Origin of the sequence: Bradyrhizobium sp. ISRA436, assembly GCF_029910015.1 — a bacterium.
GTDB lineage: Bacteria > Pseudomonadota > Alphaproteobacteria > Rhizobiales > Xanthobacteraceae > Bradyrhizobium.
In genome coordinates this window covers 4,111,610-4,126,048 of the sequence record NZ_CP094519.1, presented here as the reverse complement: position 1 = coordinate 4,126,048, position 14,439 = coordinate 4,111,610, and the positions used below count along the sequence as shown (strand labels likewise).

Here is a 14,439-nt window from a genome sequence, read left to right as displayed (position 1 = left end):
CTCGGTTGTAAGCGAAAAGGGGTGATCTTGCGATCACCCCTTTCGTCGTAGTCGAGACAATTTTGGAATTCTGGCGCTCTTTAGCCTATCACGAACACCCCGTCGTGGACCCGCACGTATCGCACTTCATGCAGGTGCCATTCCGCACCAGCGTGAAGTTGCCGCACTCCGAGCACATCTCGCCTTCGTAGCCCTTGGCTTTCGCTTCGGCGCGACGCTCGGCCTTGGTGGGGGTGACGGCGGCGGCTGAGCCCGGCTTGCTCCAGTTCAGGGCCTCGAGCTTCTCGGTCGGCGAGAGGTCGTGGCTCGTTTCCTGCTTCAGGGCGACCGCGCCTTCGACGGTGTCGGAGGCACCGCGGGGGGAGAGCGCGGTGACGCGGTTGCCGCCGGCGGGGGCGTTGTCGGCGTTCTGGCTCACCGCGGTCGAGCCGCCGCGCATGATCACGAGGTTGTCGGTGCGCGAGCGGGTGAGGCCGCGCGACAGATACTTGGTGGCCTGCTGGGCGGGGGCCTCATCCGGCTCCTTGCCTTCCTCGACGCCCTTGCCGAGCGCGTCGAAACCGCTTTCGTTGGGATCGACATGGGCGAGGTCGAAGCGGCCCATGTAGCTCACCGCGAGCTCGCGGAAGACATAGTCGAGGATCGAGGTCGCATACTTGATGCTGTCATTGCCCTGCACCGGGCCCGCCGGCTCGAAGCGGGTGAAGGTGAAGGCGTCGACATATTCCTCCAAAGGCACGCCGTATTGCAGGCCGAGCGAGACCGCGATCGCGAAGTTGTTGATGAAGGAGCGCAGCGCCGCGCCTTCCTTGTGCATGTCGATGAAGATCTCGCCGAGCCGGCCGTCGTCATACTCGCCGGTGCGCAAGTAAACCTTGTGGCCGCCGACCACAGCCTTCTGAGTGTAGCCCTTGCGGCGGTCCGGCATCTTCTCGCGCTCGCGCATCACCACGATGCGCTCGACCAGCTTCTCGACGATCTTCTCCGAGACCTGGGCGGCGCGGGCGGCCATCGGCTTCTCGTAGAGCGCCTCCACCGCATCGTCCTCGTCGTCATCGTCGGCGATGAGCTGCGAGTTGAGCGGCTGCGACAGCTTGGAGCCGTCGCGGTAGAGCGCGTTGGCCTTCAGCGCGAGTTTCCAGGACAGGAGGTAGGCGGACTTGCAGTCCTCCACCGTGGCGTCGTTCGGCATGTTGATGGTCTTCGAGATCGCGCCCGAGATGAACGGCTGGGAGGCCGCCATCATGCGGATGTGGCTCTCGACCGAGAGGTAGCGCTTGCCGATCTTGCCGCAGGGATTGGCGCAGTCGAACACCGCATAATGTTCTGCCTTGAGGTGGGGAGATCCCTCGACCGTCATCGCGCCGCAGATGTGCACGTTGGCGGCGTCGATCTCGCGCCGGGTGAAGCCGACGGCCGAGAGCAGGTCGAAGCCGGGGGCGGCGATCGCTTCCGCGCCGATGCCGAGCTGGTCGCGGATGAAGTCCTCGCCGAAGGTCCACTTGTTGAAGGCGAACTTGATGTCGAACGCGGTCGGCAGCGCCTTCTCGACCTTGGCAATCGCCTCGTCGGTGAAGCCCTTGGCCTTGAGGGTCGAGGCGTTGATGCCGGGCGCGTTGGACAGCGAGCCGTGGCCGACGGCGTAGGCCTCGATCTCCGCGATCTCGCTCTCGCGATAGCCGAGCGCGCGCAGCGCCTGCGGCACCGCCTGGTTGATGATCTTGAAGTAGCCGCCGCCGGCGAGCTTCTTGAACTTCACCAGCGCGAAGTCGGGCTCGATGCCGGTGGTGTCGCAATCCATCACCAGGCCGATGGTGCCGGTCGGCGCCACCACCGTGGTCTGGGCGTTGCGATAGCCGTGCTGTTCGCCGAGCGCGAGCGCGTCATCCCAGGCGTGCACGGCATGGGTAACGAGGTCGGCTTGCGGGCAGGAGGCGTGATCGAGCGGCACCGGATTGACCGAGAGCGCCTCATAGCCGGAGGCGTTGCCATGCGCGGCGCGGCGGTGGTTGCGGATCACGCGCAGCATGTGCTGAGCGTTCTTCTTGTAGCCGGGGAAGGTGCCGAGCTCGGCCGCCATCTCGGCCGAGGTCTTGTAGGCGATGCCGGTCATCACAGCGGTCAGCGCGCCGCACAGCGAGCGGCCTTCCTTGGAGTCATAGGGCAGGCCCATGGTCATCAACAGGCCGCCGATATTGGCGAAGCCGAGGCCGAGGGTGCGGAATTCGTAAGAGAGCTCCGCGATCGCCTTCGACGGGAACTGGGCCATCATGACGGAGATTTCCAGCACGATGGTCCAGAGCCGGCAGAGGTGCTCGTAGGATTCGACGTCGAACCGCTTGGTGGTCGTGTTGTAGAACGTCAGCAGGTTGGCGGAGGCGAGGTTGCACGCCGTGTCGTCCAGGAACATGTATTCCGAGCACGGGTTGGAGGCGCGGATGTCGCCGGACGCCTTGCAGGTGTGCCAGTCGTTCATCGTGGTGTTGAAGTGCAGGCCGGGATCGGCGCTGGCCCAGGCGGCGTAGCCGATCTTGTCCCAGAGATCGCGCGCCTTCAGCGTCTTGGTCACCTTCTTGGTGGTGCGGCCGATCAGATTCCACTCGCCGTCGGTCTCCACCGCGCGCAGGAAGTCGTCCTTCAGCGACACCGAGTTGTTGGAGTTCTGGCCGGAGACGGTGAGATAGGCCTCCGAATCCCAGTCGGTGTCATAGGTGTCGAACTGGATCTCCTTGTAGCCCTGCTTGGCGAACTGGATCACCCGCTTGATGTAGTTGTCGGGCACCAGGTTGCGGCGCGCGAGCTTGATCTCGCGGCGCAGCGCCGGGTTCTTCTCCGGATCGAAGCAGTCGTCGCCCGAGCCTTCGCAGTTCACGCAGGCCTTCATCACGGCCTTGAGGTGCTTCTGATTGATCTTGGAGCCGGTGACGAGCGCTGCGACCTTCTGCTCCTCCTTCACCTTCCAGTCGATATAGGTCTCGATGTCGGGGTGATCGACATCGACCACGACCATCTTCGCCGCGCGGCGCGTGGTGCCGCCGGACTTGATTGCGCCGGCGGCGCGGTCGCCGATCTTGAGGAAGCTCATCAGGCCGGACGAGCGGCCGCCGCCGGAGAGGCGCTCGCCTTCGCCGCGCAGGCGCGAGAAATTGGAGCCGGTGCCGGAGCCGTATTTGAACAGGCGCGCCTCACGCACCCAGAGGTCCATGATGCCGCCCTCGTTGACGAGGTCGTCCTCGATGCCCTGGATGAAGCAGGCATGCGGCTGCGGATGCTCGTAGGCCGACTTCGATTTGGTCAGCTTGCCGGTCTTCCAGTCGACGTAATAGTGGCCCTGGCCGGGGCCGTCGATGCCGTAGGCCCAGTGCAGGCCGGTGTTGAACCATTGCGGCGAGTTCGGCGCGACCATCTGCTTGGCGAGCTGGAAGCGGAGCTCGTCGAAGAAGGCCTGCGCGTCGTCTTCCGAGGAGAAGTAGCCGCCTTTCCAGCCCCAATAGGTCCAGCAGCCGGCGAGGCGATCGAACACCTGCTTGGCGGAGGTCTCGCCGACGTAGCGCTCCTTCTCGGGCAGGAGGCTAAGCGCCTCGGTGTCGGGCACCGAGCGCCACAGCCAGGACGGCACGGTCTCTTCCTCGACCTTCTTCAGGCGCGCGGCGACGCCGGCTTTGCGGAAATACTTCTGCGCCAGCACGTCGGAGGCGACCTGCGACCAGAACTCCGGCACTTCGACGTTCTCGGCCCGGAACACGACCGAGCCGTCGGGATTGCGGATCTCCGATGTGGTCAGCCTGAAATTGATCCCGGCATAGGGTGTTTGTCCGCTGGTGGTGTTGCGCCGATCGATTCGCATTGGTCGAGCCCCGTCTTTTCTGCCGGCCCCACGTTTCTCGCGGGTTGCCGGTAATGTTATTCTTGAGCGAACTTCCGGAGCACGCGCGAGCGCGCCTCCCGTCATTCGCAGCTCAGCCGGTGGACCCGGCCTGTTCTCTCATCCGCAGGAGCCCGGTTGGTACCGGCCCTGCGGTGGCACGTTCCGGGCGGGTCCCGACGGAATCGGGCCTTCCGGGGACATGCATTCAACGCCCCAACGCTTTCCACGCGACACGTCACGCGTACGCAATTTTGCGGGCCGGTTCCGGCCTCTCGTTTCCGGGCCTTGTTGGCCCGTTTGGCGCTCCGGAAGCGGCCCAAAATTCAGGGCAGACAAGCCCTTCACCCGCGGCCCAAAGGCCTGGCGGAGTGGTCATTTTGGAACCCTTGTGGGAGCGACCGGCGGGGACCCAAACACACTCGCGCCGAACAGGTTGAAAGCTAGGCCAACTCCGTCACGCCCGTCAAGGACTAGTACGAGTTTCTGAATCAAACACTAAATATGGTGGAAATGTTGGGATAACAGGGGGCGATGCCGCGCCTTTGATCAGGCCAACTATCGGTGAGTCCTAAGGGATTCCCAAGCCCAAAAAATCTCAGCCGGCTGTGGATCGGAACTTCGCCCCGCTGTTCACAGGCGAACTATTTATTCGCGTCTCCGGATTGAAATTTGGGGACTCACGTAAGCCTACGGGCAAAGTACGGATCAGGCATGTCAGGGCCGTGATGGTCGGGCGACAAAATAGCAGGCAAGGTGCACCTGATTCACATCCCCGCCGGGTCCCATGACAGATTCGAAGCCTCGCGCGCGGGCGCGCCTTGCGCCCGCTGGCCTGATGTTCCTCGCCATCACTTCGGTGGGCTGGGGATTCAATTGGCCCGTGACCAAGTTCCTGCTCGGCGAACTGCCTCCGCTGACGCTGCGCGGCTCGACCGGGGTCATCGGCGCCGCGCTGCTTGCGGTGCTGGCGCTGATCCGCCGGCAATCCCTGGCCGTTGAGTCACGGCTTTGGCCGCGCCTCGTGCTGTATGCGGCGCTCAACGTCACCGGCTGGATGGTGCTGATGGGGCTCGCGCTATTGTGGCTGCCGGCGAGCGAGACCGCGCTGATCGCCTACACGATGCCGGTCTGGGCCTCGCTACTCGCCTGGCCCGTGCTCGGCGAGCGGCCGACGCTCCTGCGCACCATCGCGCTTGCAATGGCGTTTGCGGGGCTGGCCGCGATCATGGGCGGCAACGGCCTCAGCACGAGCAAGGAGCAACTGCCCGGCATCGTGATGGCGCTCGGCGGCGCCATCGGCTTTGCGCTCGGCACCGTGCTGGCGAAGAAATATCCGATCCAGATGCCGCCGATCCCGGCGGCGGCCTGGCAGATCGGCCTTGGCTGCGTGCCGATCACAATCGTCGGACTATTGATCGAGACCACGCATCTCGAGCGGCTGACGACGGTCGGCTGGTGGCTCCTGATCTATTCGACCGTGGTCCAGTTCTGCATCGCCTATGTCAGCTGGTTTGCTGCGCTGGCGCGCCTGCCGGCTTCGGTGGCCGCGATCGGCACCATGGCGGTGCCGGTCATCGGCGTGGTGGCATCCGCGATCGCGCTGCACGAGCCGCTGGGGGCGGCCCAGATCGCGGCGTTGCTGTTCACGCTGGTCGGCGTCGTGCTGGCAACGCGCTAATGGTTCCTCGCGCTTCCGCCCTTTTAGGGGGAGTGGGATGTTGTCCGCGCTATTCGCCGAGCGCCTGCTGCAGCATGCTGGCGAGCTCCGCCTTGCGATAGGGCTTTGCCAGCAGCAGCACGCCCTCGTCGAGGCGGCCGTGATGCACGATCGCATTCTCGGTATAGCCTGAGGTGTAGAGCACCTTGATGCCGGGCCGGCGTTTCGCGACCTCGTCGGCGAGCTGCCGGCCGTTCAAGCCGCCGGGCATGATGACATCGGTGAACAGCAGATCGAATTTCTCGTCCTTGTCGACCAGCGCGAGCGCAGCACGGCCGTCGGCGACGGCGATGGTCTTGTAGCCGAGGCTTGCGAGCTGCGCGCAGACGTAATTGCGCACCAGCGCATCATCCTCCACGACGAGGATAGTCTCGCTGCCGCGCGGCGCCGCCGCCGGGGCAGCGGCTTCGACCTCGACCTGGCCGCGGGCCGGCGGCAGATAGAGCTTGATCGTGGTGCCGTGGCCTTGCTCGCTGTAGATCTTGATATGGCCGCCGGATTGCTTGACGAAGCCGTAGACCATGCTCATGCCGAGCCCCGAGCCCTTGCCGACCTCCTTGGTGGTGAAGAACGGCTCGAACACCTTGTCCTGCACCATCTGCGACATGCCGCTGCCGGTGTCGCTGACCGCAAGCAAAACGTAGCGACCGGGCGCGATGTCCGGATTGGTGGCCGCATAGGCCTCGTCCAGCACGATATTGCTGGTCTCGAACAGGAGCTTGCCGCCATTAGGCATCGCGTCGCGGGCGTTGATCGCCATGTTGAGCAGCGAGTTCGATAGCTGCGACGGATCGATGTGGACGCTGGCGACGTCAGGTGCGAGCACCGAGTCGATCTCGATCTGCTCGCCAAGGGTGGGCCGCAGCAGCTTGGCGATGTCGACCACCGTGGCGTTGACGTCGACGGTGCGCGGCTCCAGCGGCTGGCGGCGGGCGAAGGCGAGCAGATGCTGGATCAGCTCGCGGCACCGCTCGGCGGCCCGGTCGATCAGCTCGGCGGTCCTCGCCAGCTGCGGCTGGCTGCGCAGGCTCTCGACCAGCGTCTCGGTGGTGCCGGTGATGATGGTCAGCATGTTGTTGAAGTCGTGCGCGACGCCGCCGGTCAGCTTGCCGATGGCGTCGAGCTTCTGCGATTGCTGCAGCTTGTGTTCGGTTTCGCGCGAGGCGGTGATGTCGTGATAGATCAGCGCAGCGCCGGTGATGGCGCCATCGCCATCGCGCAGCGGGCGGCCCGACACTACGAGGTGCATCTGCGGGCCGCCGCGCACCGGCCGGGCGATGAATTCCAGCTCATCGAATTCCTCACCCCGCAGCGCCTTGGCCGACGGCATGTCGTCGGCCTGCATCGGCGTGACGCCGTCGGCCTGGAACGCGTTGCTGAGGGCGCGCAGGAGCTGGACCGTCATGCCGGGCTTGTAGCGCAGCATTTTCTCGGCGGCCGGATTGGAGAGCAGCACGGTGCCAGCCGTGTCGATCACCAGCACCGCCTCCGCCATGCTACGGAAGGTGGTCTCGATCACCGAGGTGGAGCGCCGGACCTCCTCAAGGGCTGCGCCGAGATCCTTGGTGCGTTCGGCCACCTTGGCCTCCAGCGAGAGGTTGGTCGCTTGCGTCGCGCTCAGCGAGTCCTGCAGTTGCCGGCGGGACTGTCGCGTCATCAGCGTCAGCACGGTCGCAAGCAGCAGGATCAGCGCGACGCCGGCGAGGTCGATCGCCAGCAGCAGGCGTCCATTGGCCTTCGACTGCGCATTGCGGACCGTGAGCAGCCGGCGCTCCTCGGCGACGATCCGCTCGAGCGCTGCACCGACCTTGTCCATCAGCACGCGGTTCTCGCTGCCGGAGGTCAGTGCCGCGGCGCCGGCCGTGTCGCCGGCGTTGCGCAAGCGGATCAGCTCCGCGCCGAGCGCGATGCCGCGGTCGACTTGTGCCTTCGCGTCCGCCAGCATATGCGCCTCGTCCGAATCGTCCTTCACCGCCGCGATCAGGTTGTCGAAGGCGGAGGTGAGGGCTGCGCTGGACTCGCGATACTCGTCGGCGAACGATTGATCGCCTGTCAGTGCGAAGCCGCGCGCTGCACTCTCGGCGCCGCGCAGCAACGGGCGCATGTCGGATATCTGCTTGAGGATGCCGAGCGTGCGCTCGACCGATTCGACCTGGTCGTGCGACTTGACGTCCAGCCCGATCGACGCCGCGCTGATCGCAAGGAGGATCGCAAGGCCGCTGGCGAGTATGAGACGCTGGGAAGCCATTGGCGCTTGGTACGAACGATTAATTTGAAAGGCGCGCGGAAGGAGCGGACTTGGCAAGACAATCGTTGACGGCGGCGATCAGCGCCTGTGGCGTGAACGGCTTGCGCAGGCAGGCGGAGGCTCCGAGTTCGATCGTCATACGCAGGAAATCCGGCGCGCGGTCCGCATTCGCGAAAGCGTAGCCCGACATCGCGATGACCGGGATATCGGGGGCGCGCTCATGGAAAGCGCGGATTGCCTCGAAGCCGCGCATATGCGGCATGAAGACGTCGACCAGCATCACGTCGAACGCTGCATTTTCCAGCGCGCGCATGCCGGCCTCACCGCCGTCGGCGACGGTGACCTCGAAGCCCTGGCGTTGCAGACAGACCTCGATGGCAACACACACCATCGGGTCGTCGTCGACCACGAGAACGCGCGGCACTATGCATCCTCTCTGATGGGCTCTCGCGTGCCGACGGCTCGCTTGGCCCGTTTGGCGATTAAGGCGGAACGGAGACGGATAGTCTGTATCATAGAGGGCATATGCTGTTGCCTGACAAGCAGATTTCCGATCGGTCGCGCCACATCACCTGCATTTGTCCTGCGGCGGATTGCAGGCATATGACTGCAATTTCAAGTATGCGTCGAACTGCGCCGCCCTGGTTCGCAAATCGTCGCAACCGCTGAGCCGAGTTCCGCGGCCGTTTAAAACACTGGTCACGCCGCGGCGGTCGGCTTGTGCGCACGAAAAAGGCGGCCCGACGGCCGCCTTTTGACGATTGGAACGTGAGGTCAGGCTTACGGACAGGGATGCCGCCGACCGTCATAGCCGAGATAAGTGCCCGACGCCGGATCGTAGGACCTATAGCGCTGCGCGCAGTAGCTGGCGTCGCCACCCGGCGCCACCGCAACCGGCGCGCTATCGTCGTAATAGCCCTCGTCATAGTACCCGTAGCCCGGGCCGTAATAGTAGTCCGAGTCGTAATAGGCGTTGGAGGCGATCGCGCCGCCGATTACCGCTCCGGCAACCGCTCCGGGCCAGAAACCACCGCCATGGCGGTGATGCCAGCCTCCGCCGCCGTGCCAGCCGCCGCCCCAATTGCCGCCACCGCCGACCCGCGGACCCGGTCCAAGACCCGCTCCTGCGCCGTCGACGCGCGGGCCAACACCGCCGCCCGCAAGGCGCTGGCCGATCGCCGGGCCACCGCCGCCGCCGCCGAAACGCATCCCGCCGCCGCCACCGGCGACATGTCCGCCGCCGCCACCACCGCTCCGAACCAGCCCTTGCGCGAGTGACGCCGTCGGCGCTGCCAGAGGCAGCGCAAGCGCCAGCGCCGCTGCGGCGCTCAGAACCTTCAGATTGATCATTTTGGACTCCATGAAAACGGGACGATGTGTAACCTTTTCTGGGTTCAGACGTTCCCGTATCGCGCATTGATTGTGCGTCACCTTTGCTAGTCAGGCCGCACATGTATGGCGCCTGAACGTGAGCGCCGCCCACCGCGTCATTTGGTCGCCAACAGGCGGTATCCGGGCCCTGATGGGGCCCGGTGGCGGGGCGCCGCCCGATGGCTGGACATTTGCAGATTCAGGTGGCATCAGAGCCCGACTGCCTCGAACCGACGACCGGCCGCGCATGAAACAATTCCTGCTGAAATTCTTCACCTGGTGGAACGGCCAGACCTTTGGCACGCAATTGTGGACCGCGCGCTTCGGCGAGCTGGTCGGCCAGGACGAGCAGGGCAACCGCTACTATCGCACCAAGGGCGGTGAGATCGACCCGACGCTCCATTTTGAGCGTCGCTGGGTGGTCTACAACGGCTATGCCGAGGCCTCGCGCATCCCGGCGGGCTGGCACGGCTGGTTGCACCACACCGTCGACGTCCCCCCGACCGAGCAGAGCTATACGGCGTGGGAGTGGGAGAAGCCGCATGTGCCGAACATGACAGGCACCTCGCAGGCCTACCGCCCGTCCGGCTCGACCATGGCGAGCGGCCGTCGCCCCAAGGCGACCGGCGACTACAACGCCTGGACCCCCGGGAGCTGACTATCCGGCATTGCTGGTTCGAACGCACACGCGAGAGCGTCTCGCACGCGGCGCACGCATGCCTGTGGACAATGGTAACAGCGGGGACAGGCCGGCGCGTCCTGATTTTTGCGCTTGCGCCGATCGAGGGATCGCGGCTCAATAGGATCATCTTACGGAGATGGGAAACCATCGCGTCGGATCGGGCTCCAGAATCGCGACTGTCCCGATGCAGCAGCGGCCTCCGAGTAGGATGCGGCCGGGAAATAGGCCCCCGGTGCAGATGTCCTGAAATCGCCCGCTAATGTGAGGCCACCGTGAGACAGGAAGGGCCGCCCGGGAAAACCGGGCGGCCTTTTTCTTTGTCGGCGATGTCCTTTTGAGCGATCCGCGGATCAGGACAATCGCGCCGCGGCGCGGCTCATCAATTCGCCGCGGCGTGCCTGCGATGGGCCAATTCGCTCTTTCATGAATGCGAGCACCTCGGCGGGCGCAGTGTCGGGCGAGCCGGCATTGAATGGCGGCGCGGGATTGTATTCCAGCCGGAGCTGGATCGCTTCCGCGGTCTTGCGGTCGACAAGTTCAGATACCAGCGTCAGCGCAAAGTCGATCCCGGCGGTGACGCCGCCGCCGGTGAAGCGGTTGCGGTCGACGCAGACCCGCGTCCTGGTCGGGATCGCACCGAAGCCCGACAGAAAATCGATCGCGCTCCAATGCGTGGTGGCCCGATAGCCCCTGAGCAAACCGGCCGCGCCGAGCACCAGCGAACCCGTGCAGACCGAGGTGACATATTTCGCGCGCCCGGCCTGCCGGCGCAGGAAGGCGAGCATCTCCTCGTCACCCACCATGTCATCGGTGCCCATGCCGCCGGGCACGCAGATCACGTCGAGCTGCGGGCAATCGGCAAAGGTCGTGGTCGGCGTCAGGACCATGACCGAATCCGTCGCAACCGGCTCGATGCGTTTCCAGATCAGGTGCACCTTGGCGCCGGGCACCGAGGAGAATACCTGCAGCGGGCCGGTGAGGTCGAGCTGGGTCACCTTCGGGAAAACGAGCAGTCCAATCTGCAGCGGGGCGGACATCGAAAGCCTCCAATTCGTGCTTGACGGCGCCACAATGCCATGGTGGCCTTCTGTCCAAAATGCCATAATTCCCTCATTTTATGACACGGCACCCCTGACGAGGATTTGGCGATGATCGGTATCCTGATCTTTCCCGACTTCCAGTTGCTTGATGCGGCGGGCCCGATTGCGGCGTTCGAGATCGCCGCGCGCTTCGCCAGTAATGCGCCGCAAATCAGGACGCTCGCGGTGAAGGCCGGACCGGTGCGCAGCTCATCCGGTGTCGAGATGCTGGCGCGCGGCCTGAAGCCGTCAACCGCGATTACGACGCTGATCATCGCGGGCGGCAACGGCGTGCGTACGCCGGCAACCTGTCCGACCACGCTGGCCTTCGTGCGGCGCATGGCGAGCCGCGGCATCCGTGTCGCCAGCGTCTGCTCGGGCGCCTATGTGCTCGCCGAGGCGGGCCTGCTCGACGGCCGCCGCGCCACTACGCATTGGCAACGCACGCCGCATTTTGTGAAGACCTATCCCAAGATCAAGCTCGAGCCCGACCAGATATTCGTCCGCGACGGCAATATCTGGAGCTCGGCCGGCATCACCGCCGGCATCGACCTGGCGCTGGCGATGATCACCGAAGACTATGGCGACGAGGTCGCGCAGAACACGGCGCGCCAGCTCGTTCTGTATCATCGGCGCAGCGGCGGGCAGTCGCAGTTTTCCTCGCTCCTGGAATTGAAGGCGCCGAACGGCCGTTTCGGGCCGCTGCTCGCCTGGGCGCGCGAGAATCTCGATGCGCCGCTGACGGTCGAGGACCTCGCGGAGAAAGCCGGCATGAGCTCACGACATTTCACCCGCGCCTTCATCGCGGAGACCGGCACCACGCCGTCGAAGGCAGTGGAGCGGCTGCGGATCGAGGTGGCACGACAGCGCGTGCAGTCGTCAGGCGAAGCCATCGAGCGCGTCGCCGAGATCACGGGTTTCCGCGATCCCGAGCGGATGCGTCGCGCTTTCATCCGCGCGTTCGGCCAGCCGCCGCAATCGCTGCGCCGCGCAGCGAAAGCGGGGTAGGTCGTGGACGCAAAGATTCCGAAAGCGCATTCGATAGGCTGCCGCGCGCAGCGATTGCTCGCTGAGGGCATAAAAAGCCCCGCCGAAGCGGGGCAAGATGTTGAACGGCTTGGTATTGAATAGAACTAAACAGTTCTGCCGCGCCGGAGCGGCGCAACCGTTCACCTCAAATGAGATTAACCCCACCGTCACAGGAAGCACCACGGATTTGCGCTGCTTACCGGACGGCGGCCGAATATCACTGGGTCAATGTGTCGGCTGCGATCTTTTTCTTAAGTACCTCGCAGGTATCCCTGACCTCCGAGGTCATCAACGAGACGGCTTCGATCTGCAGGAAGAACCGCTTGCCCTGATCGCGATAACCTGCAGCGAACTCCTTGATTTCTGCGATCATGTCATGGACGCCTGCCACCATCGTCTCGCACTTCCTGGCGGCCAACTGCAGCTCTGTTCCAAGGGCCTCGATCTCTTTCACGGCCGCTTCGTATTCACGCACAACCGCCTCGGCCGAAAGCTTGCCAACCTCGTTGACGCCGTTGCGGTGCTCGACGTAGTCCGGCATCGGTGAGAGTGGCCGAATGTTGCTGCGTGGTCGATGAGGGCTCACCGCGCTGATTTCGCCAGCCAACTGCTCCAACTCCAACGGGGCGCGGTTGAGGACTTCTGCACTAACGCTCATGCGAACGCTCCATAAGTTGTTACGGCAAACGGAGTTTAGCAATGTCAACGGATTTGTCTCGTTTTTCAACAGCTTTGAAGTAGTGCAGTTGTGCGCTGCACCACAGCAGATTCCCATATGGCACAGCAGGTTGGGGCGAACCGCTTGCCTCCAACCTGTGCGGCGGCGTCTCCGCACCTGCTTCGGGCGCACCAAGGGCGATGTAGCAACTCGCCGGCGTCAGTGCGTCAGTTCGGGGCGCCGGGATGCCAGCCGAGGAGGGCGAGCATCACGAAGAAGCCGATGACGTAGGCCGCGATGACCGGCCGGCCATGGGTGATCCATCTCGTCACGGACTTGGCTTCCGGATACAAGTTGGACAGCGCGACGCCCGCGGATGAGCCGAACCAGATCATCGATCCGCCAAATCCGACGGCGTAGGCGAGGAAGCCCCAATCATGGCCGCCCTGCTTGAGCGCCAGCGCGGTCAGCGGAATGTTGTCAAACACCGCCGAGACAAAGCCGAGCCCGAGCTGGGTCTGCCATGCCGCGGCCGGCAGATTTTCCACTGGCATCATCGAGGCCGCAGTGACCAGCGCGAGCAGAAATACGGTGCCCTTGAAGGTCTCAGGCATGACCGACCAGTCGGGCCGCCGCAGCCGTGACGTGGCCAGGATTGCGAGCCAGACCGTCACACCGAGCACCGGGAACGCGTCGAGCGGGGCCGGGAATCTGACGTTGCCGCCACGTTGGCCGTCATTGCGGCGAGCAACCTCCAGCCGCTCGCCGGACGCGATGTGTTGAGCGATCTCAGTTCAAGCTCTTCAGCCAGGCACCGATTTCGGTGACCGCGACGTTGGCCTCGTTGAGCAGCTTGCCCATGGTAAAGAAGCCGTGGAATTGGCCGGGGAAATGCCGGTAGGTCACGGGCACGCCGGCGTCCTTCAGGAATTTGGCGTATTCGTCGCCCTCGTCGCGCAGCGGATCGGCGCCGGCGGTCAGCACATAGGCCGGTGGCAGTCCGGCAAAGCTCTTGGCGCGCGCCGGCGAGGCGCGCCAGTCGCTGCCGTCGACACCGCCGAGATAGTGATTGGCGAACCAGCCGATCACCGAATGCGTCAGCAGGATGCTGGTCTCCGGCTCGCGATGCGAGGGATGCTTCCGCGAAAAATCCGTCGCGGGATAGATCAGCACCTGGCCGGAGAGCTTCGGTCCGCCGTCACGGGCGGTGAGCGCGACGACGGCTGCGAGGTTGCCGCCGGCGCTGTCGCCACCGACGATCAGGCGCGAGGCATCGACGCCGAGGTCTTTTGCGTTGGCGGCGACCCATCGGGTCGCGGTGACGGCGTCATCGACCGCAGCGGGGAAGCGGTGCTCGGGCGCCAGACGATAGTCGATCGAGATCACGATCAACTCGCCCTCGTGCGCGAGCTTCTGGCAGACAACCTCGTGGGTATCGAGGTCGCCGATCACCCAGCCGCCGCCATGGAAGAACACCAGGCACGGCGCGAGACCGGCTGCCTTGCGCAGCGTCTTCGGCGTGTAGATGCGCGCCGGGATCGTGCCGTGCGGCGCCGCGATCGCGAGCGGCTTGCTCGACTCGAGCGCGGGCGGCTCGGGATTGCTGACGACGCGGGCGGCTCGATAGTAGTCGCGTGCTTCCGGCGCCGTGAGTGTCTCATAAGCTGGACGGCCGGCCTCCTGGAACGCCTTGTAGACGGCGGCGGCATCGGGATCGAGAACGACGGGCATTAGCGACAACCTTCTTGTGATGCTTGGTGATGTGATTTCCGGGTTCGACGCTGCGC

General features: G+C 64.9%; 10 protein-coding genes and 1 pseudogene. 3 read left to right on the top strand and 8 right to left on the bottom strand.

From position 1 onward, the window contains the following. Positions 1-88 precede the first annotated feature (88 nt). Positions 89-3,847 carry a vitamin B12-dependent ribonucleotide reductase gene (locus tag MTX23_RS19510; protein WP_280971834.1) on the bottom strand — a complete coding sequence of 1,253 codons (3,759 nt, stop codon included), beginning with the start codon at positions 3,845-3,847 and terminating at the stop codon, positions 89-91. 805 nt (positions 3,848-4,652) lie between these two features. Here MTX23_RS19510 and MTX23_RS19505 point away from each other — a divergent pair. Further along, positions 4,653-5,546 carry a DMT family transporter gene (locus MTX23_RS19505; RefSeq protein ID WP_280971833.1) on the top strand — a complete coding sequence of 298 codons (894 nt, stop codon included), beginning with the start codon at positions 4,653-4,655 and terminating at the stop codon, positions 5,544-5,546. Positions 5,547-5,595: 49 nt separating this feature from the next. Here the strand turns inward: MTX23_RS19505 and MTX23_RS19500 are convergent, their stop codons facing one another. The 3 genes from MTX23_RS19500 to MTX23_RS19490 form a co-directional block, all read right to left on the bottom strand. Then, the gene (locus MTX23_RS19500; RefSeq protein ID WP_280971832.1) at positions 5,596-7,833 is read right to left on the bottom strand and encodes a CHASE3 domain-containing protein; all 2,238 of its coding nucleotides are present in this window, start codon (positions 7,831-7,833) and stop codon (positions 5,596-5,598) included. Positions 7,834-7,852: 19 nt separating this feature from the next. Further along, positions 7,853-8,257: a response regulator gene (locus MTX23_RS19495; RefSeq protein WP_280971831.1), complete on the bottom strand. Its 405-nt coding sequence runs from the start codon at positions 8,255-8,257 to the stop codon at positions 7,853-7,855. 356 nt (positions 8,258-8,613) lie between these two features. Then, a complete protein-coding gene (locus MTX23_RS19490; RefSeq protein WP_280971830.1) occupies positions 8,614-9,183 on the bottom strand; it encodes a BA14K family protein in 570 nt (189 codons plus the stop codon). 268 nt (positions 9,184-9,451) lie between these two features. Here MTX23_RS19490 and MTX23_RS19485 point away from each other — a divergent pair, with 268 nt between their 5' ends. After that, positions 9,452-9,862, top strand: coding sequence for an NADH:ubiquinone oxidoreductase subunit NDUFA12 (locus MTX23_RS19485; RefSeq protein ID WP_280971829.1), 411 nt, complete (start codon positions 9,452-9,454; stop codon positions 9,860-9,862). Between the two features lie 374 nt (positions 9,863-10,236). Here the strand turns inward: MTX23_RS19485 and MTX23_RS19480 are convergent, their stop codons facing one another. Then, the gene (locus tag MTX23_RS19480) at positions 10,237-10,923 is read right to left on the bottom strand and encodes a DJ-1/PfpI family protein (protein WP_280971828.1); all 687 of its coding nucleotides are present in this window, start codon (positions 10,921-10,923) and stop codon (positions 10,237-10,239) included. A gap of 111 nt (positions 10,924-11,034) precedes the next feature. Between MTX23_RS19480 and MTX23_RS19475 the strand changes: the two genes are divergently transcribed. Next, entirely contained in the window at positions 11,035-11,973 is a 939-nt protein-coding gene (locus MTX23_RS19475) for a GlxA family transcriptional regulator (protein WP_280971827.1), read from the top strand. 238 nt (positions 11,974-12,211) lie between these two features. Here MTX23_RS19475 and MTX23_RS19470 read toward each other — a convergent pair whose 3' ends face one another. From MTX23_RS19470 to MTX23_RS19460, 3 genes and pseudogenes are all read right to left on the bottom strand, one after another. Beyond that, on the bottom strand, positions 12,212-12,652 hold the full coding sequence (locus tag MTX23_RS19470) for a hypothetical protein (protein ID WP_280971826.1): 441 nt from the start codon (positions 12,650-12,652) through the stop codon (positions 12,212-12,214). Between the two features lie 227 nt (positions 12,653-12,879). Continuing rightward, positions 12,880-13,371: pseudogene (locus tag MTX23_RS19465) on the bottom strand (citrate transporter); the annotation flags it as partial. Positions 13,372-13,441: 70 nt separating this feature from the next. Continuing rightward, positions 13,442-14,383, bottom strand: a complete 942-nt coding sequence (locus MTX23_RS19460) for an alpha/beta hydrolase (RefSeq protein WP_280971825.1) — start codon at positions 14,381-14,383, stop codon at positions 13,442-13,444. Between the last annotated feature and the right edge of the window lie 56 nt (positions 14,384-14,439).